The sequence below is a fragment of the Microbacterium sp. CGR2 genome (genome assembly GCF_003626735.1).
Classification (GTDB): Bacteria; Actinomycetota; Actinomycetes; order Actinomycetales; family Microbacteriaceae; genus Microbacterium.
In genome coordinates, this window is sequence record NZ_RBHX01000001.1 from 3,178,020 (window position 1) to 3,201,141 (window position 23,122).

Annotated in this window: 22 protein-coding genes and 1 tRNA gene; 10 read left to right on the forward strand and 13 right to left on the reverse strand. The window is 66.7% G+C overall.

Going from position 1 to position 23,122, the window contains the following annotated elements:
- Positions 1-120: 120 nt before the first annotated feature.
- Positions 121-1,044 (reverse strand): phosphatase PAP2 family protein, encoded by a 924-nt coding sequence (locus D7252_RS16015; RefSeq protein ID WP_120776293.1) that lies wholly within the window; start codon positions 1,042-1,044, stop codon positions 121-123.
- 174 nt (positions 1,045-1,218) lie between these two features.
- Here D7252_RS16015 and D7252_RS16020 point away from each other — a divergent pair, with 174 nt between their 5' ends.
- On the forward strand, positions 1,219-3,024 hold the full coding sequence (locus D7252_RS16020; protein WP_215110971.1) for a molybdopterin-dependent oxidoreductase: 1,806 nt from the start codon (positions 1,219-1,221) through the stop codon (positions 3,022-3,024).
- An 8-nt stretch (positions 3,025-3,032) separates the two neighbouring features.
- On the opposite strand, the gene D7252_RS16025 is transcribed toward D7252_RS16020, so the two are convergent.
- The 4 genes from D7252_RS16025 to D7252_RS16040 are packed head-to-tail and all read right to left on the reverse strand — an operon-like array spanning position 3,033 to position 5,604.
- A complete protein-coding gene (locus tag D7252_RS16025; RefSeq protein ID WP_120776294.1) occupies positions 3,033-3,380 on the reverse strand; it encodes a YciI family protein in 348 nt (115 codons plus the stop codon).
- A gap of 40 nt (positions 3,381-3,420) precedes the next feature.
- Entirely contained in the window at positions 3,421-4,659 is a 1,239-nt protein-coding gene (locus tag D7252_RS16030) for an RNA polymerase sigma factor (RefSeq protein ID WP_120776295.1), read from the reverse strand.
- Positions 4,656-4,991, reverse strand: a complete 336-nt coding sequence (locus D7252_RS16035) for a YciI family protein (protein WP_120776296.1) — start codon at positions 4,989-4,991, stop codon at positions 4,656-4,658. The genes D7252_RS16030 and D7252_RS16035 overlap by 4 nt, the downstream gene beginning before the upstream one ends.
- Positions 4,992-5,007: 16 nt before the next feature.
- Positions 5,008-5,604 (reverse strand): dihydrofolate reductase family protein, encoded by a 597-nt coding sequence (locus tag D7252_RS16040; RefSeq protein ID WP_120776297.1) that lies wholly within the window; start codon positions 5,602-5,604, stop codon positions 5,008-5,010.
- 252 nt (positions 5,605-5,856) lie between these two features.
- Between D7252_RS16040 and D7252_RS16045 the strand changes: the two genes are divergently transcribed.
- The 3 genes from D7252_RS16045 (at position 5,857) to D7252_RS16055 (ending at position 9,165) form a co-directional block, all read left to right on the forward strand.
- On the forward strand, positions 5,857-7,275 hold the full coding sequence (locus tag D7252_RS16045; RefSeq protein WP_120776298.1) for a serine hydrolase: 1,419 nt from the start codon (positions 5,857-5,859) through the stop codon (positions 7,273-7,275).
- A gap of 234 nt (positions 7,276-7,509) precedes the next feature.
- Positions 7,510-8,436, forward strand: a complete 927-nt coding sequence (locus D7252_RS16050) for an aminoglycoside phosphotransferase family protein (protein WP_120776299.1) — start codon at positions 7,510-7,512, stop codon at positions 8,434-8,436.
- A gap of 69 nt (positions 8,437-8,505) precedes the next feature.
- Positions 8,506-9,165, forward strand: coding sequence for a LysE family translocator (locus tag D7252_RS16055; protein ID WP_259461119.1), 660 nt, complete (start codon positions 8,506-8,508; stop codon positions 9,163-9,165).
- 2 nt (positions 9,166-9,167) lie between these two features.
- On the opposite strand, the gene D7252_RS16060 is transcribed toward D7252_RS16055, so the two are convergent.
- A complete protein-coding gene (locus D7252_RS16060; protein ID WP_120776301.1) occupies positions 9,168-9,653 on the reverse strand; it encodes a nucleoside deaminase in 486 nt (161 codons plus the stop codon).
- A gap of 321 nt (positions 9,654-9,974) precedes the next feature.
- Here D7252_RS16060 and D7252_RS16065 point away from each other — a divergent pair, with 321 nt between their 5' ends.
- The gene (locus D7252_RS16065; RefSeq protein WP_120776302.1) at positions 9,975-11,849 is read left to right on the forward strand and encodes an alkyl/aryl-sulfatase; all 1,875 of its coding nucleotides are present in this window, start codon (positions 9,975-9,977) and stop codon (positions 11,847-11,849) included.
- Between the two features lie 18 nt (positions 11,850-11,867).
- Here D7252_RS16065 and D7252_RS16070 read toward each other — a convergent pair whose 3' ends face one another.
- The 3 genes from D7252_RS16070 to D7252_RS16080 form a co-directional block, all read right to left on the reverse strand.
- Entirely contained in the window at positions 11,868-12,485 is a 618-nt protein-coding gene (locus D7252_RS16070) for a ComEA family DNA-binding protein (RefSeq protein WP_120776303.1), read from the reverse strand.
- Positions 12,486-12,582: 97 nt separating this feature from the next.
- Complete coding sequence (gene leuS, locus D7252_RS16075) at positions 12,583-15,159, reverse strand: leucine--tRNA ligase (RefSeq protein ID WP_120777023.1); 2,577 nt, start codon at positions 15,157-15,159, stop codon at positions 12,583-12,585.
- A gap of 34 nt (positions 15,160-15,193) precedes the next feature.
- A complete protein-coding gene (locus D7252_RS16080) occupies positions 15,194-16,534 on the reverse strand; it encodes an anthranilate synthase component I family protein (protein ID WP_120776304.1) in 1,341 nt (446 codons plus the stop codon).
- Positions 16,535-16,575: 41 nt separating this feature from the next.
- On the opposite strand from D7252_RS16080, the gene D7252_RS16085 reads away from it, so the two are divergent.
- Genes D7252_RS16085 through D7252_RS16095 form a run of 3 tightly spaced genes read left to right on the forward strand, consistent with a single transcriptional unit; the run spans position 16,576 to position 19,142 of the window.
- On the forward strand, positions 16,576-17,247 hold the full coding sequence (locus D7252_RS16085; RefSeq protein ID WP_120776305.1) for a DedA family protein: 672 nt from the start codon (positions 16,576-16,578) through the stop codon (positions 17,245-17,247).
- Positions 17,248-17,251: 4 nt separating this feature from the next.
- Positions 17,252-18,277 (forward strand): App1 family protein, encoded by a 1,026-nt coding sequence (locus D7252_RS16090; RefSeq protein ID WP_120776306.1) that lies wholly within the window; start codon positions 17,252-17,254, stop codon positions 18,275-18,277.
- A gap of 28 nt (positions 18,278-18,305) precedes the next feature.
- Positions 18,306-19,142, forward strand: a complete 837-nt coding sequence (locus D7252_RS16095; RefSeq protein WP_251050748.1) for a 3-methyladenine DNA glycosylase — start codon at positions 18,306-18,308, stop codon at positions 19,140-19,142.
- Positions 19,143-19,194: 52 nt separating this feature from the next.
- Here the strand turns inward: D7252_RS16095 and D7252_RS16100 are convergent, their stop codons facing one another.
- The 3 genes from D7252_RS16100 to D7252_RS16110 are packed head-to-tail and all read right to left on the reverse strand — an operon-like array spanning position 19,195 to position 22,180.
- A complete protein-coding gene (locus D7252_RS16100) occupies positions 19,195-20,385 on the reverse strand; it encodes a glycoside hydrolase family 3 N-terminal domain-containing protein (protein WP_259461120.1) in 1,191 nt (396 codons plus the stop codon).
- A gap of 28 nt (positions 20,386-20,413) precedes the next feature.
- Entirely contained in the window at positions 20,414-21,070 is a 657-nt protein-coding gene (locus tag D7252_RS16105; protein ID WP_120776307.1) for an NAD(P)H-binding protein, read from the reverse strand.
- A 9-nt stretch (positions 21,071-21,079) separates the two neighbouring features.
- The gene (locus D7252_RS16110) at positions 21,080-22,180 is read right to left on the reverse strand and encodes an NAD(P)-binding domain-containing protein (protein WP_183055326.1); all 1,101 of its coding nucleotides are present in this window, start codon (positions 22,178-22,180) and stop codon (positions 21,080-21,082) included.
- A 137-nt stretch (positions 22,181-22,317) separates the two neighbouring features.
- On the opposite strand from D7252_RS16110, the gene D7252_RS16115 reads away from it, so the two are divergent.
- Both D7252_RS16115 and D7252_RS16120 read left to right on the forward strand, forming a co-directional pair.
- A tRNA-Ala gene (locus tag D7252_RS16115) sits at positions 22,318-22,390 on the forward strand.
- A 136-nt stretch (positions 22,391-22,526) separates the two neighbouring features.
- The gene (locus D7252_RS16120; RefSeq protein WP_120776309.1) at positions 22,527-22,715 is read left to right on the forward strand and encodes a hypothetical protein; all 189 of its coding nucleotides are present in this window, start codon (positions 22,527-22,529) and stop codon (positions 22,713-22,715) included.
- 99 nt (positions 22,716-22,814) lie between these two features.
- On the opposite strand, the gene D7252_RS16125 is transcribed toward D7252_RS16120, so the two are convergent.
- The gene (locus D7252_RS16125; protein WP_120776310.1) at positions 22,815-23,099 is read right to left on the reverse strand and encodes a hypothetical protein; all 285 of its coding nucleotides are present in this window, start codon (positions 23,097-23,099) and stop codon (positions 22,815-22,817) included.
- Positions 23,100-23,122: the final 23 nt, after the last annotated feature.

Below are 23,122 nucleotides of genomic sequence, written 5' to 3' on the forward strand. Positions count from 1 at the left end.
TCAGCCGATCGCCGGCCCCGTCCCGATGCAGTATCGGCCGGCTGAGAAGTCAGAAAGAAGTGGCCGGTCGACTCGATGCCCGAGACGGCACGCTGGCGCTATTCGGGGCGCGAGTCAAGCTCATGTCGTGCGGGGATCCGCTCCGCGTGTTTCGAGCCGATGCCAGAGGGCCCAGAACTGCAGCGCAGTGACCGCGGTGAACCCCACGGCGAGGGCGTGCGCACCGAGGTAGGCGGTGTAGTCGGTGGCTTCATTCGGCATCGAGTAGTCAACGCCCCGCAGAGTAGGAACCATCCACAGGAAAGCGCCGAGTGCGAGGAACCCCACAGCGGCGCAGCTGAGCAAGACACCGAGGACGATCCGCCCACGCCGGGTGGGCCCTGTGTACGGGACGATCACCCCTTTTCTGGCGAGCCACCACGAAGCGAGACAGGCGCACAGCAACGCGACGGCGTCCGCGCCGAGAGTGTCGCTCAGTCGGTGCCACTTCGCAGTGACGGTGAAGGCGCCGATGCCCACTGCCCATGTCAGGGTGAGGAAGAGTGTGACGCCACGCCAGCGATACGGGACGACGATGAGCGCGGCGAACAGCACTGTCATCGCGATCGTCGTGTGGCCACTCGGGAAACTGTTGTGCACGAAGTCGCCAGTGACGTCGACGAGGGCGGGTCTGGGCAGGACGAACCGCTTGAGGGTCTGTGTGATCACCTGGCCGAGCACGATGACGCCGACGCCTGCGATGGCGAGGTCGATCCGTCTGCGCAGCAGACCGATGAGGGCAACGACGGTCGCGGCGACGGCGAGGGATACGACGGTGATGTCCCCGAGCGCCTGACTCGCCGCTGACAGTTCCTCGCTGTTCGCCTGGTCCGCCCCGCGGAGCGCAGCGTTCTCGAGAGCCTGCCCTCCCTGCGTGAGCACGGCAAGAACGTAACTGATCACAAGTACAACGACCGCTGCAGCCGCTGCGAAGAGCCAGCGCTTGTCGTGAGACGAAGATTGCGGGGCTGGCGACCCGCTACGGCGGGCATCGTGTGAAGCCATGCCCGGATTTTATCCGGACCTGCCGGTGCGGTCGCCGCCCTGCCATCAAACCGCACGTCCGCAAGGAGTTCCTCGCGATCCACTCGTTTTCTTGGTCGGGTTTCTGTCATCCTTATCGCTAGGAGGCCGATGCTCCCCGTGCAGGCGAGCACGACCTTCTAAGGGGGGTGGCACGTGAACGAGAGCACAAGCGACGCCGGGCCGGAATCGCTCGCGCGAACGCCGGAAGTGCAGCGGGCGCAGCAGTTGCAGGAGATGTCACCGCGCTTCCGTGAGGCGCTCGACACCACCCGGCACGACCGCGTCGGCGCAGACTGGGCAGGCGGGCTCCCCGCGCAGTACGGCGTTGCACCTCGCATCCGGATCGGCCGGACCAAGTGGTTCAACCTCTTGTGGCTGGTGCCGATCGGCGTGGCTCTGATGATCGCCGGGATCGCAATCGCACGCGGGATTGTCGACCTCCCCGCGGTGCGCGACTTCATGCGGACGTATCCCGGAGCGTCCGAGCTGCCGGAGGGGACGCCCGAGGGCTTCCCAGCCTGGTTGGCTTGGCAGCACTGGCTCAACGTCTTCTTCATGGTCTTCATCGTGCGGTCGGGGCTGAGCATCCTCGCCGACCACCCGCGGCTGTATTGGACGCGACACTCGACGCCGGGCAAGGAGTGGTTCCGCATGCAGCGGCCCGTGCCGGACGACCCCACGTACACGGCGAAGGGCGATTCGCTCACGCTGCCTGACGGCGTCGGACTGCCCGGTCGACGGCATTCGATCGGCCTCGCCCGGTGGTGGCACCTCGGCGTGGACGTGCTGTGGCTCGTGAACGGACTCGTGTTTGTCGTGCTTCTGCTCGTCACCGGGCGATGGGCGCGCATCGTGCCGACGAACTGGGACATCATCCCGAATGCGATCAGCGCAGCGGTCCAGTACCTCTCTCTCGACTGGCCGATCGAGGCTGGTTGGACGAACTACAACGCCCTGCAGCTCATCGCCTATTTCATCACGGTGTTCATCGCCGCACCGCTGGCCCTCATCACCGGGCTCGGCATGTCGCCGGCGCTGTCGACCCGTTTCAAGCGCATCAGCCGCGTGTTCAACATCCAGTTCGCCCGGTCGCTGCACTTCTTGGTGCTCTGCTGGTACGTGATGTTCGTCATCGTGCACGTCGCGCTCGTCTTCGCGACGGGGGCGCTGCGCAACCTCAACCACATGTACGCCGGCAACGACACCGAGTCCTGGACCGGATTCTGGATATTCTTGGCCACATCCGCGGTGCTCGCCCTTGTGTGGGTCGCGGCATCGCCGGTCACCTACCGGTACCCGCGGGCGGTTCGCCGCTTCGGGATCGCGCTCATCGGCCCCGTGCAGCGGCTCTTCGAACACATCGACGCGAAGCCCGGCAGCTATACCGAGAACGACATCTCACCGTACTTCTGGTCGAACGGGAAAGTTCCCGACAGCGACGAGTACCGCATCTCGCAGGAGAACGGGTTCCGTGACTACCGGCTCAGCATCGGCGGGCTGGTTGAGAACCCGGTGTCGCTGAGCCTCGACGACCTCCATGATCTGGCGCACCATGAACAGATCACGCAACACTTCTGCATCCAGGGGTGGTCTGGCGTAGCGAAGTGGGGCGGCGTATCGATGTCGACCGTCCTCGACCTCGTCCGCCCGAAGCCCGAGGCGAAGTGGGTCGTCTTCTACTCCTTCGCCGAGGGACCCGAGGGCGGGCTGTACTACGACGCGCACGACATTGACCTCATGAGGCACCAACTGACAATGCTGGCCTACGACATGAACGGCGAGCCACTCACCTTCTCGCACGGGGCTCCCCTTCGGCTCCGCAACGAGCAGGAACTCGGCTTCAAGATGGTCAAGTGGATCCAGGGGATCGAGTTCGTCGAGCGCTTCGAAGAGGTCGGCGGAGGCCTCGGCGGCTACAACAACGATCACGAATTCTTCGGATACCGGCAGTCGATCTGACCAATGGCCTAGGCGTCGCTGGCGCCACCGCTGTGGATGAGACGTACCTCGACTCCCCCGCGACCACGGACTTCGGGGTTCGTGGCGGCGATGGCCAGTGCCTCGTCCCAGTCAGATGCGTCGATGACGTACACGCCGGCGACGACTTGCGGAGCATCGACGAACGGACCCTCGCTGATTCCGTCCGCGCGGATCGACCGCGCCATCGCACGGGGTGTGAATGCGAAAGCCGCGCGCAGCGCACCGGACTCGGCGAGGGCTTCCCCGTGTCCGTTGGGCTCGGCCAGATCCTCGTCTGTCGCGTCGAGGGCATGGGCGGAGTCTTCGGTGTAGATGAGAACGGCGAATCGGGGCATGTGGATCTCCTGGTTCGGTGAGCGGATGGGTTTTGGAGCTTCATTGGCGAGCACTGCGTTGGTGATGTGTGCCTCCGTCCCGCTGCGCGGTCAGATAGGCGATCTCTGCGGTGTTGCCAGCGAGCCGGATCGCGGCGTCGCACGCCTCGCGAGACGCCGCGTCACGTCCGAGTCGCCGCAGCAGGTGGGCACGAGCGGCGTGAAAAGAGTGGTACTCCGTCAGCTCGGGTGCGAGCTCGTCGATGAGGGAGAGCCCAGCCTCGGCCTCATCGCGCTCGCTGATCGCGATGGCGCGGTTGAGCCGCACGATGGGCGATCCATCCAGTCGCATCAGTTGGTCATAGAGCGCGACGATCTGCGTCCAGTCGGTCGCGTGGCCGTCGGTGTGCACGGCGTTGATCGCGGCCAGCAGCTGGTAGCGGCCGGGTGCGACGCCGGAGTTCAGCCGCTCACGGACGAGGGCGTGACCTTCCGAGATCAGAGCCGAATCCCACAGACCGCGGTCCTGGTCAGCCAGAGGAATCAGAGCGCCGTGTCGCGACACTCGCGCCGGCCGGCGTGCCTCGGTGAGCAGCATGAGAGCCAGTATCCCGGTCACTTCGCCGTCGTCGGGCAGCAGCCGGTGCAGCAACCGCGTGAGGCGGATCGCCTCGGCAGTCAGTTCCTCCCGCACGGGTGCCGTATCGGACCCGGTCGCGAGATATCCCTCGTTGAAGATCAAGAAGAGCACCGCGAGCACTCCGGAGACGCGGCGCGGAAGATCGCCTGAAGAGGGCATCCGATAGGGAATCCCCGCGGTGGCGATCTTCGCCTTCGCGCGCGTGATCCGCGCGCCCATCGTCGTGTCCTGCACGAGGAATGCGCGGGCGATCTCGCTGACGGTCAGCCCGCCGACCATTCGGAGCGTCAGCGCGACACGGGCCTCCATCACGAGCGCCGGGTGGCAGCAGATGAAGACCAACCGCAGACGGTCGTCGTCGATCGCACCGAGAGGCTCGGTCCTGGTGACGTACAAGAGTTCAGCCTCCCTGTGTCGGGCGTCGCGGCTGCTCTCGCGTCGGATCCGGTCGATGGCTTTGCGGGTCGCCGTCAGAGTGAGCCACGCCCCGGGGTGGGGTGGGATGCCGTCCCGCGGCCAACGCTCCGCCGCAGTCACGAATGCTTCCGCGGCAGCCTCCTCGGCGGTGTCGAGATTCCCGAACCGTCTCGCGAGCGTCGCCACGACCCGCGCCCACTCCTCGTGGTGGCTGCGCGCCAGGGCTTGCTGGACATCGCTCATCGGGGCGGAGCCAGCACCGGACGCACCTCGAGGCGGCGGTTGCAGGCTTTCGACCCCTCGGCCATCAGCTCGAGCGCGACGTCGAGGTCGGGGGCTTCGATGATCCAGAAGCCGGCGGCCCACTCTTTGCTCTCGATGAACGGCCCGTCGATGAAGACAGGTTGGTCGCCGCGTCCGTCGATCACGGTCGAGATCGTCGGGTCGGCCAGCCCGGCCGCGAAGACCCAGTTGCCATTCGCGATCAGCCGATCGTTGAAGACGTGAATAGCAGCCATTTCCTCCGCGGTTCCGGAATCGCTGCGGTCGTCGATGACGTTCACCAGATACTGCATGGGGTGATCCTCTCACTCAGGCGTACTCGGGGCGACCGGCCACCCGATAGGTGAGACCGACCACTCCCGTGCTGAACACCTGGGTGTCCAACAGCTCGAGCCCGAAGTCGGACCCGCTTTGCGGGAACAGGCGCGTGCCCTCGCCCACGATGACCGGGAACTGGACGAGGTTGATCTCATCCACCAGCTCGTTCTCCAGCAGCCAACGCGCGAGCTGTGTGCTCCCCACCAGCAGCAACTCGCCACCGCGTTGAGCTTTGAGTCGGCGGATCTCCGCGACGATATCGCCCGAGATCACCTCGGTCTGCTCCCAGGCCGGATCGATCAGGGTGCGGGACACGACGTACTTCGGCTTCGTGCTGATCGCTTCGCCGAACCCGTCATCGGCGCTGCGAGCACCCCAGAAGGTCGCGAACAGGTCGAACGTCTTGCGGCCCATCAGGAACGCGTCGGGACGCCGCCATGTGTCCAGGATGTACCGCTCGCTCCCCTCATCACCGAGCGGAAGCGCCCAGCCGCCGCGGGTGAAGCCAGGATCCATCTCCTCGTTGTTGCCGCCGTTCGCCTGTGCCACGCCGTCAAGGGTGACCTGCAAGCTGATGGTGAGTTTCATGGTGAAATCCTTTCTCTCACCACTGCTACGAACGCCGTGCGCGGTATTCGACAAGAAGCCGGAAATCCTTCGTGCGAGGAGATCTAGCCCAACCCCGTCGCCACTCGGATCAGTGTTGCCGGCGCCCGCTCGACTTGGTCTCGCTGCTAGCGATCGTTTTCGGCGCGATCGGGTTCTAGCTCCGGGGCGGCGCAGGTCGGTGTCTGAGCGACAGCGTCATCAATGCAGCGGCTCGACGGTTAGCATGACGGGATGCTGCTGCCTCGTGCGTCGCCTTCGTCTCTCGCCGTCTCCTCGAGGGCCGTGCAGCACTTTCTCGACGGGCTTGACGAGAAAGAGATCGAGTGTCACTCGCTGATGATCGTTCGGCAAGGCAGCGTGATTGCCGAGGGATGGTGGGCCCCGTACTCGGCGGACCGTCCTCATCTGCTGTACTCGCTCACCAAGTCCTTCACGTCGACTGCCGTCGGCATCGCGGTCGATGATGGTGCACTGAGCCTGGATGACCGCGTCATCGACGTGCTCAGTGAGTATGGCTCGGCGAAGCTCGACGAACAGGCTCGACGCCTCACAGTTCGCCACCTCCTCACGATGACAACCGGTCATCATGAGGACACGCTCGAGCAGGCGTGGGCGTCGAGTCCCGACGATCTCGTGCGCGGGTTCCTGGGCATGCCCTTCGAGGTGGTCGAAGGATCGCGGCATATGTACGACAACGCCACGACGTTCGTTCTCGCGCGGATGGTGGAACGAGTCACCGGGCGATCGCTGCCGGACTTCCTCGACGAGAGGCTGTTCGCGCCGATGGGAATCCGACATACGGAATGGGATCGAGTCAGGACAGGAAAGGCCTTCGGCTTCCACGGTCTGCACCTGACGACGGAAGCGATCGCAGCTTTCGGTGAGCTCATGAGAGTCGGTGGCGTGTGGCGCGGCCAGCGGCTCATATCACCGGAGTGGATCGCGGCGGCAACGGCACACCAGGTGGAGAGCCGCCACTATTCCCCGGGCGCGACCGGTGAGGACTTCGAGGCCGGCTACGGCTACCAGTTCTGGATGTCGCGGCACGGTTTCCACGGGAACGGGGCATTCGGACAACAATGCATCGTCGTCCCCTCGGCAGAGCTGGTCGTCGTGCTGACCGCTGCGCACGGCGAAGTGCGGCACGCGCAGGACGTGTTGGATCTTGCCTGGGATCGGCTCCTGCCGGGAATCGACGCTGCGGATGGCTCGGGAGACGATCTGCGACTTCGGAAGACGCTCGCGACGCTCGAGATTCCGTCTGTCTCGGGTGCGGTCAGCGACGACCGCGGTCGGGCGGTGTTGGTCGATGATGCAGGGGGTACGTCGGCGCTCCCGGCGGGAACGCAAGTCACCGTCGAGCCGGACTCCGAGGGATGGCGTGTTCACCTCGGTTCCTCGTGCCTCCTCACGATCGGAAACGGCGCCTGGCGCGAGAGCCTGCCGCTCGGGCGCCCGGTGGCGGCATCAGGTGCGTGGTGCAACGGAACTTTCGTCGCGCACATCCGCCTCACGGCGACCCCACACGCTCTTCAACTCACTGTCGAGGACGAGGTCGCACGACTGGTCTGGCTCACTGTGCCGCTCACCAGCCCAGACCTCATGCGGCACCTGCGCTCACCACTGACTACCCGCCCTGACGTCGGGTGAGATTCGGCACTGTTCACCGGTGCGGAGCTCCAAGAGTGCGTCCGCCACAGATGATGCTGGCTCGGCGGTGCAGAACGTGTCCACCGCCGCCGGACAGGCGCACTGCGCAACTACCGAATACCGATAGCGGCCAACAGGGTTGTGTCCCGCTGCACGAGCCTGCGCGAAGGAACGCCAGAGACGGCGTTCGTATCGCTGCCTGGTGTGCGCCAAGAGCCTCGGTAGGGTCGAACGATGGTCGACAAGCCCGCCGCAGACATCCGGATCGACGAGACCCTTGTCCGAGCCCTCGTCACAAGTCATGCCGCCCGACTCCCCCAGGGCGCCGCAGCACTCCCGTTGGAGAAGGTCGCAGAGGGTTGGGACAGCGAACTCTGGCGCCTGGGCCCGCATCTCGCGGTCCGGCTTCCGCGCCGTGAACCAGCAGCGGTTCTCGTGCTCAACGAGCAACGAGCGCTTCCGGGCATCGCGACGCGGATCGCGCCGACCGGTCTCCTGGTCCCCGCGCCGTTGGTCGTCGGCATCCCGAGTGCGCAGTTCCCGTGGCCGTGGTCGGTGGTGCCCTGGATGGAGGGTGTCTCAGGTATCGACGTTCCCCGCGAGCATCGCGCCGGGTGGGCCGAGCCCCTCGCTGCCGCGCTCCACGCTCTTCACATTCCGGCACCCTCCGACCATCCCGTCAATCCCGTGCGCGGTCGCGCGTTGAGTACGCGCGACACGGTATTCGGTGAGCGGCTCGAGGCCCTGCGGCGAGCCGAGCTGGTCGACTCCGCCACGGCGACAGTGCTGGAACAGATCTGGCGCCGCGGTGTCACCGCCCCCATCTGGTCGGCTCCCGCGGTCTGGATCCACGGCGACCTGCATCCCGGAAACCTTGTCTCGCGTGACGACGCACTGCTCGGGATCATCGACTTCGGCGACGTGACTGCGGGAGACCCGGCTTACGACCTCGCTGTCGCCTGGCTCGCCTTCGATGCATCCGGTCGCGAGCGCTTCCGCACCGCCATCGGCACACAGTACGACGCCGAAACCTGGAAACGCGCACACGCGTGGGCGGCCGCCATCGGCGTGCTGCTTCTCGCCCACAGCGACGATGCTCCGGCCTACCAGCATGCGGGCTACGAGGCGATCGCAGAAGTCGTCGACGACGGCCTCGACTGAGCCACGACCGCGGCCGACCCGCACGACAGAATGGGTCGAGTCGTCGATCCGAAGCAGTATGTTCGAGCTGTGGATCCGATAAGCGACTTCATTCCGGTGACCTGGGGCGCGATCCTCGGGGTCGCGCTCGTGGAGTTGGGCATGGCGGTGACCCCTGGGCCGAACATGGTGCACCTCGCGGCCCGGTCGGTGAGCCAGGGAACTCGGGCGGGATTCATCGCGCTGACGGGAACAGCCGTCGGATTCGTCGTCTATCTCGTGGCCGCAACGCTGGGACTCGCTGCCTTGTTCGCCGCCGTTCCTGCCGCTTTCCTGGTGGTCAAATTCGCCGGGGTGCTCTATCTCGGGTACCTGGCGTGGCAGCTGCTCCGACCCGGCGGCCGATCACCCTTCGACCCGGCGGAGGTCGCGCCGATCAACCCCGCGCGCTTGTTCGGCATGGGACTCCTGACGAATCTGCTCAATCCCAAGATCGCGCTCCTGTACGCCGCCCTTCTCCCGCAGTTCATCGCCCCGGACAGGCCCATGTGGTCGCAGTTCATCGTGCTCGGCGTCGTACAGATCCTGGTGGGCGTCACGGTGAACGGCCTCGTGGTCGTCAGCGCGGGAAGCCTCGCCAGATTCCTGCGCGTCAGGCCGCGAGTGATGCTGCTGCAGCGGTGGGTCGCCGGAACCTTCCTCGCCGGCTTCGCGGTCAAGCTGGCTTTCGAGCGCCAGCCGGCCACCTGAGGTCATCCCCTCGAAGCCAGTCGTGCGCGGTGGAGCGCTTTGATAGCGGGAATGAGCTCGTTCGCTGGCCCATCGACGACGGCCGACGGGACGATGTCCGTGATGGGCAGGGCGGCCACGGGTGCACCGGCGATCCCCCACTCCGAGAGCCAGGAGTTCAGCTGCGCGGACGACGCCACGTAGACGATCCGCCCCAGTCCCACCCACCCGTGGCTCGCCGCACACATGGGGCAATGCTCACCGGACGTGTAGACCGTGGCGCGTGCGCGCTCGTCCGGTACCAGGTGGGCGGCCGCCCACCTCGAGATCTCGAACTCAGGATGGCGGGTGGCATCGCCATCCTTCACGCGGTTGCGGTCTTCGAAGAGAACCTCGCCCTCCTGGGACACCAAGACGGAACCGAACGGCTCATCGCCGTCTTCCAGAGCTTCCCTGGCGAGTTCGATGCAGCGTCGCAGATGCACCGCGTCGTCGGCAGTGACGGTCATAGGAATCCTCCCAAAAGCACGAGCTTCCACGCCGCGAAGTCGGCTGCCCGCGGTTAGTCTCGACGCTTGTGACACGCCTCCAGCACTCCCGCTGTTCGGCGGCGGGGCCGAATATGGTCGAGCATACTGCCGCACGGCAAGGACCTCACCCCCTGGCCAAGGTCCGGAACATCGACCTGCACGAGGCGGTCCCGTTCGCGAGTTCCCTGACGGGGCGCCTCACCTTCGGAGGGTGAGTACGTGATTGCGGCACCGCGCTGTCCCGTATGAGGCTGGATGCATTCGGACACGGGAATGCAAATCATCTTGTAGGAGGCGACAATGGTTCAGAACGCTGCGACCACGGCGATCAAGAAGCAGCAGGAGGCGCTGAAAGCCGCGCTGCCTTTCGATGACACACGAGATTTCGATGCCGCGGATCGCGGATTCCTCGGAACCATCAGCCCCGCTGTCGTGCACGACGACGACGGCAACGTCGTCTGGGACGCCGACAGCTACGACTTCATCCACGGCGATGCTCCCGAGACCGTGAACCCGAGCCTGTGGCGTCAGTCCACGCTCGTCTCGAAGCACGGCCTGTTCGAGGTCGTCGATGGCGTCTCTCAGGTACGCGGATTCGACCTGTCGAACGTGAGCTTCATCGAGTCCGACACGGGTGTGATCGTCATCGATCCTTTGATCTCGAAGGAGACCGCCGCGGCCGCTCTGACTCTTTACCGTGAGCACCGTGGTGAGCGCCCCGTCGTGGCCGTGATCTTCACCCACAGCCACATCGACCATTTCGGCGGGATCTTCGGCATCGTCACCAAGGACGACGTCGAATCCGGCAAGGTGCAGATCATCGCGCCCGAGGGAACAGTCGCTGAGGCGGTGGCAGAGAACGTCTACGCGGGCACTGCGATGGCACGCCGGGCCGGGTACATGTACGGCGCCGCGCTCGAACGCAGCGCGAAGGGCGCGCTGGGAGCCGGTCTCGGGCAGACCACGTCGACCGGGCACGCCGGCATCATCCCCCCGACGATCGAAGTCTCCCAGACCGGTGAGACCCATACGATCGACGGGCTCACCATCGAGTTCCAGATGGCACCGGGCACCGAAGCGCCCGCCGAGATGCACTTCCTGTTCCCGAAGTACCGGGCGCTGTGCATGGCGGAGAACGCCACCCATACCCTCCACAATCTGCTCACTCTGCGCGGGGCACTCGTGCGCGACCCGCGTGTGTGGGCGCGGTATCTCACCGAGGCGCTCGAGCGCTACGGGGACCAGGCCGACGTCCTGTTCACCTCGCACCACTGGCCGACCTGGGGCAACGCCGAGATCCTCGAGTTCCTCGGACTCCAGCGCGACCTGTACTCCTACCTGCACGATCAGACCCTGCGGATGACCAACCAGGGCATGACAGGCACCGAAATCGCCGAGGAGATCCAGCTGCCGCCGGCCCTGGAGAACTCCTGGCATGCGCGCGGCTACTACGGCAGCGTGAGCCACAACGTGAAGGCGATCTATCAGCGATACATGGGCTGGTTCGACGGCAACCCCGCCCGCCTCTGGCCGCACCCGCCCAAGGCGCTCGCTGAGCGGTACGTCGCCCTTGCCGGCGGCATCGACCGCATCGTCGAAGCAGCACAGCTCGCTTACGACGAGGGCGACTTCCGCTGGGCTGCGACCCTCCTCGACCATGCGATCTTCACGGAACCGGAGAACACATCCGTGAGAGAGCTCTATGCGGCAACACTCGAGCAGCTCGCCTACGGCTCAGAGAACGGCACCTGGCGGAACTTCTACATGTCGGGTGCGACAGAACTCCGCACCGGCAACTTCGGGACACCGACGACCACGAACGCCCCCGAGATCGTCGCCCAGCTCACTGTGGAGCAGCTGTTCGACTCCGTCGCGATCTCGGTCGACGGTCCGCGAGCGTGGGATCTCGACGTGTCGCTCGACTTCACTTTGACCGATGAAGGCCGGAACTTCCGAGTCACGCTCCGCAACGGCGTGCTCGTCTACATCGAGAAGGAAGCCGACGCTGAGACCGCGCAGGCATCGTTCTCACTGACGAAGCCTCGGCTGCTCGCACTGGTCGCCGGAGACGCTGACAGCCCCGGCGTGGAGATCACCGGCGATACCTCGGCATTCGGCACGCTCTCCTCGGTGCTCACCGCGGGGGATCCGGCGTTCGACATCGTCACGCCCTGATCAGAAGAAGGGACACGATCACACGCGGACGCCGTCGCGCAGCCCTTCGATCAGCTTCTCGCCGATGCCGGGAACCGCGAGGAGGTCGTCCACCGACTGGAAGCGGCCGTTCTCCTCACGCCAGGCGATGATCCGCTCCGCGAGCGCCGGTCCGATCCGCGGCAGCTTCTCCAATGCCGCCTGGTCGGCCGTATTGAGGTCGATCCGGTCGTCACCCGGCGGCGCCGCGCCTGGTTCGGCCACCGCGCCGACGACGGGCACGACGATCTGTTCGCCGTCGGTGAGAACCCGTGCGAGGTTGATGGCCGCCAGATCGGCATCCGCCGCCGTTCCCCCGGCGGCAGCCACCGCATCGACGACGCGAGCATCGAGGTCGAGCACATACAGGCCGGGCCGCCCCACAGCGCCCAGAACATGCACGTAGAGTTCGCCGGCCGAGTCGGAATCGTTGGCGCCACCGGCATCATCGACCTGCCCGGAGTCCGTCAACGGCACGGTCTCGCTCGGAGCTGCTTGGCCGCGCATGAGACCGAGCCCCACCGCAACCGACAGCACGACGAGCGCGAGCACCACGGCAGCTCCGATGCTCAGACGCAAACGGGGCCGCGAGGTGGGAGGTGACTGCTCTGGAGCCATCCCGCCACGCTAAGTTCCCGCGATCGCCTCGACAGCGTCAGCCACCAGCGACAGTGGAGAACCGGACGGCCCCGCGTCCGGTGGAGAAGCGCTCGACTCAGCCCTTGACCACGAAGCTGACGATCTTCGGCGCACGCACGACGACCTTGACGATCTCGCGATCACCGATCGAACGGATCACGCGCTCGTCAGCGCGAGCAAGCGCCTCGAGCTCCGCTTCACCGATCCGGGCCGAGACCTCGAGCTGCGCGCGAACCTTACCGCCGACCTGCACGACCGCGGTGATCGAGTCCTCGACGAGCAGTGCCGGGTCAGCGGAACGCCACGTCACCAAGCCCACCGAAGGCTCGTGACCGAGGATCTCCCACATCTCCTCCGCCGTGTGCGGCGCGATCAGGTCGAGCGTCACGGCGATCGTCTCCGCCGCTTCACGCACCGCGGGATCTGCCGCTCCGGCCGCCCCGTCGATCGTCTTACGGGTGACGTTGACAAGCTCCATCAACCGCGCGACGAGAACGTTGAACTTCGTGTGCTCGACGAGTGCCGGCGCCTCGGCCAGCAGCTTGTGAGTGGCACGGCGCAGCGCCGCGTCGCCGCTCGCGAACACCACGTCGACAGGGCTCGCGACCTCGCCGGCGACCCGCAACGCACGCGCGAGGAACTTCTGCGCGCCCGTCGTGGAGACGTCGGCCCAGTCCTTGTCATCTTCCACCGGGCCCGCGAACGCGAGCGCGACACGCAGAGCATCCGCTCCGTACGCGTCGAGCTCCTCCTCGAACAGGACGAGGTTGCCCTTGCTCTTGGACATCTTCGCACCGTCGAGAAGGACCATGCCCTGGTTGATCAGGTTCGAGAACGGCTCCGTGAAGTCGATCAACCCCATGTCGAACAGCACTTTGGTGATGAAGCGCGCGTACAGCAGGTGGAGGATCGCATGCTCGACTCCGCCGATGTACGAGTCCACCGGAGCCCAACGAGCCGCCTGCGACGGGTCGAACGCGACCGTGTCGCTGTTCGGCGAGAGGAAGCGCAGGAAGTACCACGAGCTGTCGACGAAGGTGTCCATGGTGTCCGGGTCACGCAGCATCGGTTCACCGGAGTCGGGGTGAACCGTCTGCACCCAGCTTTCGGCGGCGCCAAGCGGCGACGAGCCCTTCGGCTTCAGGTCGAGCCCCTCGATGCTCGGCAGCTTCACCGGCAGCTGATCCTCCGGCGCGGGAACGATCTCGCCATCCTCGCCGTGCAGCATCGGAATCGGCGTGCCCCAGAACCGCTGACGTGAGATCAGCCAGTCACGCAGACGGTAGTTCTTGGCGGCGCGACCCGTGCCGGTCGACTCGAGCTGCTCGATGGCGCGGGCGATCGCGTTCCGCTTGGACAGACCGTTCAGGGCGCCGGAGTTGATCATCCGGCCCTCGCCGGTCAGCGCGACACCGGTGGATGACGGGTGCTGCTCATCGAGCGCCGCTCCCGTGTCGATGGGCACACCCTCCTCGTCGACCTCGATGACCGGCATCGCGCCGGTGACGGGAGCCGAGGTGTCCACGACGACCTTCACCGGGAGATCGAAGGCACGGGCGAAGTCCAGATCGCGCTGATCGTGTGCGGGCACAGCCATGACGGCTCCGTGCCCGTAGTCGGCGAGCACGTAGTCGGCCGCCCAGACCGGCAGCTTCTCGCCGTTGACCGGGTTGATGGCATACCGCTCCAGGAACACACCGGTCTTCGGCCGGTCGGTGGCCTGCCGATCGATGTCGGTCTCCTTCTGCACATCGACCAGATAGGCCTCAAACCGCTCGCGCACCTCGGCGGGGGCGTCGGCGGCGAGCTCGGCAGCAAGATCGGAGTCCGGAGCGACCACGAAGAACGTCGCGCCGTGCAGCGTGTCAGGGCGGGTGGAGAACACCGTCACCGGCTCAGTGCGGCCCTCGATGACGAAGTCGACATCGGCACCGACCGAGCGCCCGATCCAGTTGCGCTGCATCTGGAGCACCTTGTGCGGCCAGAAGCCTTCCAGCTGGTTCAGGTCGTCGAGCAGGCGATCGGCGTAGTCCGTGATCTTGAAGTACCACTGCGTCAGCTTCTTCTTCACGACGACGGTGCCGCAGCGATCGCAGCGACCGTCGACGACCTGCTCGTTGGCGAGCACCGTCTGGTCGTGCGGGCACCAGTTCACGGCGCTCTTCTTGCGGTACGCGAGTCCCCGCTCGTGCAGCTTCAGGAACAGCCACTGATTCCAGCGGTAGTACTCGGGGTCGGACGTGTGCAGCACGCGGGACCAGTCGAAGGACACCCCGTACGCCTGGAACGCCTTCTTCTGCTGAGCGATGTTCTGATAGGTCCACTCCCGCGGGTCTGCGCCCTGGCGGATCGCCGCGTTCTCGGCGGGCAACCCGAAGGAGTCCCACCCGATGGGGTTCAGGACGTTGTGGCCTCGGTGTCGCCAGAAGCGGGCCACGATGTCCGAGTACAGGTAGTTCTCCGCATGCCCCATGTGCAGGTCACCCGAGGGGTACGGGAACATCGCCAGCACATACCGGCGCGGGCGGGTGTCGTCGTCTCCACCGGTGAGGAACGTCTGGTTCTCCGCCCAGTACTTCTGCCACTTGCTCTGGATGGCGTGCGCCGACGGGGTCTCGTCGTCGGCGGGAGCGGTGGACAGGTTCTCAGACAACGAACGCACGACCAATCTGGGAGGAAAAACGGGATCAGCTCAGGATATCGGAACGCCAGGGCACGGGCATTTCCGCACCCAGAGCCGCGAGGGGCGCACGAGCCTTCGTGGCGACCTCGGCCACCTCCGCCGCCGCGATCGAGCCCCAGGTGATGCCGCCACCGGCACCCACGACCGCCTCGCCCCCATCGATCACGATGCTGCGGATGACCATGGCCAGGTCCAGGGCGCCGTCGATGCCGACGTAGCCGAAGCATCCGGCATAGATGCCGCGGGGCCCGCCCTCCAGCTCGTGCAGACGTGTCATCGCCGACAGCTTCGGCGCTCCCGTCATACTCCCCGCGGGGAAAGCCGCCATCAGCAGCGCTCCGACGGTGAGGCCTTCCGCCGCGGTCCCGCTGACCGTGCTGACCAGCTGATGCACCGCCGGGTAGCTCTCCACCTTCCACAGGGCGTCGACGCGGATCGACCCGGGAACGCACACCTGGGAGAGGTCGTTGCGCATCAGATCGACGATCATGACGTTCTCAGCCCGCTCTTTGGGGTCGGTCGCGAGCTCCGCGGCGAGCGCAGCATCCTTCTGCGGGTCGGCGTGGCGGGGTCGGGTGCCTTTGATGGGTCGGGTGCGGATGACTCCCCCGGCGCTCTGCAGGAACTGCTCGGGGCTGGCGCTGAGGAGCGCCCTCCCCCCGATGCGGACGAATCCTCCGTGATGAGCGGGGGTCGCCGCGCGCAGGCGCTCGTACACCGCGACAGCGTCATGATCGCCGGCCACGGTGAACCGTGTGGTGAGACACAGCTGATAGGCGGTCCCTGCGCGGATGAGGGCTCGGCATCTCTCGATCAGGTCGCCGTACTCACGGGGATCGTGCCCGGCCTCGGCGATTCGGGTGGGCGTGTCACTCCTGCCGGCGCCTCTCGACGGCGTGGGTGCCGTGGCCCGCTCCACGACAGCAGTCCACTCGTCGGCGTCTTCGTCAGTGCTGAGCGTCCACGCACGCTTCGCCGCGTGATCGAAGGCGACGACACGAGTGGCGCGCAGCCAGGAAGGTCGCTCGTCTCCGCCGTCCGTGTTCACAGGAGCGCCGGCGTCGCGCGCACCCCGCTCGTAGTCGCGCCACCCCACCCAGCCGCCGACAAACGGTGGGGTGACCTCCGCGATACCGGTATCAGCTGCAGTCACAGCGGAGACATCGAGCCGCACGTCCTCCCCCAGTGCAGACCGTTCTCCCGTGCCCACGAAGCTCCACCCTTCGGCGGCTCCCGTTCCCGCGTCGAGCCAGAACACGTCGTCCACTTCGGCCTCGAGCTTCCGGAACACCGTCGTCGGCTCAACCCAGGCGGGGAGCGGGCGAGGTCGGAGGCGCTCAGACATCTTTCCAGCCTAGGACCGGGCTGCTCCCGTATCCTCATGGAGTGGATGACCTCCTGCTCTGGCTCCTCGACACCGTGCAGTCGATCGACCCGGTCACTCGCACTCTGGTGGCCGGGCTCGCGGTGATGCTGGAGACGAGCATCCTCATCGGATTGATCGTTCCCGGCGACACGATCGTGATCATCGCGTCCATGGGTGTCACCACCCCCCTCGAGGGAATCGCGATGGGGGTCACCGTGGTCATCGGCTCCCTCATCGGTGAGAGCATCGGCTTCGCACTCGGGCGCTGGCTCGGGCCGCGCATCCGGTCATCGTGGCTGGGGCGGAAGATCGGCGAGCACAACTGGGTGCGCGCAGAGAACTACCTCGCCCGTCGCGGCGGCATCGCGATCTTCCTGTCCCGCTTCCTTCCTGTCCTGCACTCCCTCGTGCCGCTCACCGTCGGGATGAGCGATTTCGCCTATCGGCGCTTTCTCGCCTGGACGGCGCCCGCCTGCATCCTCTGGGCGACGGCATACGTGAGCGTGACGTCGCTGGCTGCGGGCAGCTTCCGCGAACTGGTGGAGCAGGTGCACTTCGCCGGCTACATCTTCGTCGGAGTCATCGCTCTCTTCCTTGTTCTCGTCTACCTCGGCAAGAGGCTCCTGCATCGACGTGAAGCCCGACACCTGGAGTCCGAGGAAGCAGACCTCGACGCCGACGTGAAAGACTGAGCCAATGGCCTCCGCACCCCCGGCGCCCCGGATCCATTGGTTCGCGCGACTCGAACACCGCCTCCACGTCTGGCGTGAAGGCCGTGCCCGCCGTCGCGGGCGGATCGCCACGATCCTGCCCTTCCCCGGGTATGGCGGACCGGGGTGGCTGCGAGTGGTCGGGCGAGTCCTGATCGTGCCGCCCGCGCGTCGCACCCGAGACGGTGAGCCGGCGAGCGTGCGTGGCTGGCGGAGTTTCGTCGGAATCCCCGTGAGCTTCGCGTCCGTCACCGTCCACTTCGGAGATACGGTGCATCATGTCGCCGCGGATCGCGGTGGTGTGATCGACACCGTCATCCACGCCGACCTCGAACCCGGGTGGCAGACGTTCACCATCTCGGTCGAAGGGCAGGAGCCCGTCGAGGCCCGGGCGTTCATCGTCGCGGCCACCACGAAGTTCGGCGTGGTCTCCGACGTCGACGACACGGTCATGGTGACCGCGCTTCCTCGTCCGTTCATCGCGTTCTGGAACTCCTTCGTGCTCGACGAGCACGCTCGCCTTCCGGTCCCCGGCATGGCCGTTCTCCTCGATCAGGTGCTACGCCAGCATCCCGGAGCACCGATGGTCTATCTGTCGACGGGAGCGTGGAACGTCGCCCCGACGCTCTGGCGCTTCCTCAGCCGCCATCTCTTCCCCGCGGGGTCGATGCTGCTCACCGATTGGGGACCCACGCACGACCGCTGGTTCCGCAGCGGTCGCGACCACAAGCTCAGCAACCTGCGACGGCTGGCCACGGAGTTCCCCGACGTGAAGTGGCTGCTGATCGGAGACGACGGTCAGCATGACGAGGCGATCTACACCCAGTTCATGGAGGAGCATCCGGATTCCGTCGCCGGCGTCGCCATCCGGCGGCTCTCCCCCGCCGAGGCAGTGCTCGCCGGTGGTCGCGCCGAGCCGGAACCACATGCCGCCGATTCCGCTCCGTGGGTGAGCGCCGAAGACGGCGCCGGGCTGCGCGATCAGCTCGGTGAAGTCGGCATCTTGAACTGACATGGTCATGGCACTCGACGATTGGCGAATGCGTGAGAGCGCGCACCAGGAGCGGGCCGACGCCTTGACCGCGGCCCATCGCGACCGGGCGACGCGCGCAGAGAAGCATCCGGTGTGGGACTTCCTCTTCACGTACTACGGTTACAAGCCGGCTCGGCTGCGGCGCTGGCATCCGGGTGCCGGTGTAGAGCTGACGGATGCCGTCGAGCGGCGCTCCTGGCGCTGGTACGGACCGGGAGGATCGGACACGGCCGCTGTGCCCGATGCCGCTGCTTTCGCCCGAGAGAAGCCCGAACTGGCGGCTCTCATCGAGCGGATGCTGCGCCGCACCGCCTCTCGCCCCGGGCAGTTCGGTTGCTTCGGGCTGCACGAATGGGCAATGGTGTACCGCGCGGACGAGCACCGGCATTCTGTGCCGCTCCGACTGGGACAAGCAGGCACCGATGCCGTGGTGAACGCACACGATCTTCGCTGCACTCACTTCGATGCGTTCCGCTTCTTCACTCCGGACGCGGTACCCCGCAACCGCACGGCGTTGACGCGCGACGACCAGCCGTTGTTCGAGCAGCCGGGATGTCTGCACGCGGGGATGGATCTGTACAAATGGGCAACGAAGCTCGGTCCGCTCATACCCGGTGAATTGCTGCTCGACACCTTCGAGCTCGCCCGCGACATCCGCCTGCTCGACATGCAGGCAGCGCCCTACGATCTTTCCGCGTGGGACGTCGTTCCGGTGCCGATCGAGACGCCCGAGGGCAAGGCGGAGTACGTGCGTCGTCAGCGCGAGTACGCCGAGCGGGGGGCCGCGCTGCGCACAGCGTTGCTCGCGTCGTGGCTCCCAGAGTCTGCCCACGCAGCGGCCTGAGGGTCGATCCGTGGTCTGAGCGTGTCAGCCGACCGCCCATGGTCCACCTGATTCAGCCGACGGGCGCGCAGTCGGTACACGCCGACCACTGCGCAGAAGCGGCCGCCAGACGCAGACGCAGCGTCATCACTCGGGTCGCTGCGTCCGTCAGCCGCTCGGCCGGCAGCGTCCCGGCGTCAACGGCCGCGGCGATCCCGGCGGCCATCCTCCCTGCTGTACCCGCATCGGAGCCGGCGATCATCAGCACCAGGTCGTTGCCGGCGGCCACGGCGGCCACACCGTTCGCAACCGGATCGGCGTACGCGGGGTCGCCGGAGGACAACAGCATGCCCAGATCGTCGGTCACGATGACGCCTTGGAAGCCGAGTTCGTCCCGGGCGATCTCGTGCCAGCGCGGCGACAGCGACGCCGGTGCGGTGTCGACGTCGGTGTAGGCGAGGTGCCCGAACATCAGTAGCGAGGCTCCTGCTTCGATTCCTGCAGCGAACGGTACCGCCTCTGTCTTCCGCCATTCGCTCAAGCTGAGGTCGGTGCTCGGGATACCCCGGTGCGAGTCGCCCGGCGCTGCGCCGTGACCGGGGAAATGCTTGACGGTGGAGCCGAGGAACTGCTCTTGCGCCGTCGTCGCGGCGGTCACACGATCCGCGGCGGACCGCGGGTCGGTTCCCAGTGCCCGCCCGTAGATGAATGATCCCGGGCTGCCGGGCACATCGGCCACCGTGCCGAAATTCACCGTGATCCCCGCGCGGGCGACGAGCGAGCCGCGAGCCGCGAAAGCGGCGGCGGTGTCGGCGACCGGGCTGTCCTTGAGCGTCGTCGACGAGGCGTACTCGTCGCCGTGCAGCCTCGAGACGATGCCGCCTTCCTGGTCGACCGCGACCAGGGGCGGTACCGCGGCATCGACCGTGAGCGCCGCCGTCAGCCGTTGGAGCTGGATCTCTGTTGCGGGGATGTTTCCGCCCATCAGGATGAAGCCGCCGAGCCCGGACTCCATGTACGACCGCAGGGCGGCCTCATCCGTTCCTGCCACGTGTCCCATGACCACGGTTGCGGCCTGCTCTGCGACAGTCATCTGCTGGACCATCGCCGCTGCCCTCTCAGCGGGCCCGTCGGCAGCAGAGACGGGGGTCGCCGACCTCGCCGGCTCGGCCACCGCCGCCGTTGTCACTGAGGACACGGATGCCGCAGCGACGGCGATGGCGACGAGCGCGGTGGCGGCGACGCCCCGGAATCGACGTTTCACGCATCTTCCTCGTTTCTGCGGCGGTGCGTCAGCAGGCGATGGCCTCAGCGATCGGCACGGAAGCGTCTGCGGTGCCGTTGCCGAAGCGAAGGGTGCGTCCGATCGTGCACGGCTCCGCGAGCGACGACGCGATCACAGCGGCGACGTCGGCGCGTGCCACCGCGCCGTCGCCCTCGGGGTCGAGCTGGATCCGGCCGGTCGGCTCGTCGAAGGTGAGCGAGCCGGGCGCGAGGATCGTGCCCTCCAAGCCGGTGCCGCGCAGGTGTTCGTCGGCCGCCCACTTGGCGTCGGCGTAGGCGAAGAACGAATCAGTCGGCGGCACTCCGTGGTCGGCGGTGGAGCCGATCCACGACACCATCACGTAGCGGCTGACGCCCGCCTGCTCGGCAGCATCCATCGAACGTGTGGCGGCGTCGCGATCGACGGCGTAGGTGCGCTCCGGGTCTCCGCCTCCGGCGCCGGCCGACCACACCGCGGCATCGTGCCCGCGAACGATGTCGGCGAGGGCGGCGACGTCCATGGTCTCGATGTCGGCGACGAGCGCTTTCGCCCCGCTCGCTTCGACATCGGCGGTGTGGTCGGGATTGCGGATGACAGCGGTCACCTCGTCACCCCGAGCGGTCAGCAGGGGGGCCAGCAGAAGGGCGATGCGGCCGTGGCCGCCGAAAACGATGATGCGGGACATGTCTTCACCCTACGCGCCCGCTCCGACGTCGACATGGGGACTGTCTTCGACGACGGGAGCGCCGGTCATTCGCAGCATCCTCTGGACCCCCTTCCCAGCGGATCGTCCCGCTCGGTTCGCGCCTATGGTGCTCGCCGACGGGCCGTAGCCGACCATCTGCACTCGTGGATCGGTCACCGCGGTCGTACCGCGGCCGTCCCGGTCGAGTTGGATGCCCCCGGCCACGGTGCGAAGGTGAAGAGGCGCCAGGTGGTTGATCGCCGGGCGGAATCCCGTGGCCCAGAGGATGACGTCCACCTGCTCGAACGAGCCGTCGGCCCAGCGCACCCCATCGGGCTCGATGCGTTCGAACATCGGTCTTGGCGACGCGTATGCGCCCAGGCGCTCGGCTTCCCGCTCTTGAGGGCGCAGCATGAGGCCCGTCACGCTGACGACGCTCTGCGGCGGCAGGCCCGCAGCGACGCGCTGCTCCACGAGCGCGACCGCGGCGGCACCTGCCTCCGGAGTGAAGTCATCGGTGCGCCACACCGGGGGCCTGCGAGTCACCCAGAGCGTGTCGGTGATCGGCGCGAGCGCCCCGATGAACTGCACCGCCGACGCTCCCCCGCCGACGACCAGTACCCGTTTGCCGACGAAGTGCGCGGGTCCGGGGTAGTCGACGGTGTGGAGCTGCTCTCCGACGAAGGTCTCCATGCCCGGGTAGTGCGGGAGGAAGGGGTGGGTCCACGTTCCGGTCGCGTTCACCAGTGTGCGGGTCGTCCATTCCCGGTCACCCGCGCGGACGATGAGCAGGCCACCGTCGTCCTCGACGCGGTCGACCACCACGGGCCGGATGACCGGCAGCGCGTGCGCGCGCTCGTACGCCGCGAAATAGGCGGGGACGGCGATGTTCGCTGGTTTGCCGTCACGGGGCGGCGGTGTGTCCTGAGGCAGCTCGGCGACACCGTGCACGTCACGCATCGTGAGGGCGTCCCACCGGTGCTGCCACGCTCCGCCCGGATGCGGGTCGCGATCCAGGACGACGTGCCAGATGCCCAATCGGGACAGGTGGAACGATGCCGAGAGGCCGGCCTGCCCTGCTCCGATCACGACGCTGTCGAGGATGTTCACGATGGAAGTCAACGTCGGCTCTGCCCCCGTTGTTCCGCGGTCTGACGACGCGCCCGGGCGCCCTTCCCCGATTGGTGCTCGCGCGGATTCGTGTAGTACTCTTTTCAAGTTGCTCCGGGGTTCACGGAGCAGTGTTCGGGCCTGTGGCGCAGCTGGTAGCGCACCTGCATGGCATGCAGGGGGTCGGGGGTTCGAGTCCCCCCAGGTCCACCGAAGAGAAGCCCTCCGAATCCGGAGGGCTTTCTTGTTTCTAGCGCGACCGACCACCGAGGTCAACCCGTGTTCCGCATCCGTGCCGACGGTCGTAGGGTGACGGCATCCGCATCACCCACGAAAGGATGCTGTCATGTCGAACCCCATCCCTCCCCTCGTTCCGTTCCCCGATGACGGCGACTCGAACGACGTCCCCACCCAGGACGTCGACGGAGAGAACGTCATCGACCCGGACGTCGACGATGCCCTCGTAGACAGCGCAGAGGCGGACAGAGTTGCTGCTGATGTCGATGTCGATGTCGATGGCGACGAGGACCGATAGACCGCCGGCACGCAGAAGCGCGCCCCCTCGAAGTTCGAGAGGGCGCGCTCCTATTCAGGTGCTCATCGCGCAGGCGCCATTGCCCCCGCGGGTGTGCGATCAGGCCGTCAGCAGCGGAGGCCGGTGAGCGATGGTGATCGGTCGAGTCGCGCGACTCGACCCGTGCATCCGTTCGACGTCCTCGAGCACCTCGAACGCATTGCCGTATCGGATCGCCAGCGGCAGCTCGCGCAGCCATGTGACCTCGACTTCGGTGTCCGCAACTTCGTACACGCACGCGACGACATGACGCGGATCGTTGTTGGGGTATTTCAGATCGTTGATCACCCATTCCGATGAGGTGATGCGGTGGAGCACATAGCGTGGATCCGGAATTTGTGACATCTGTCGGCCCTCCAGGACTCTCT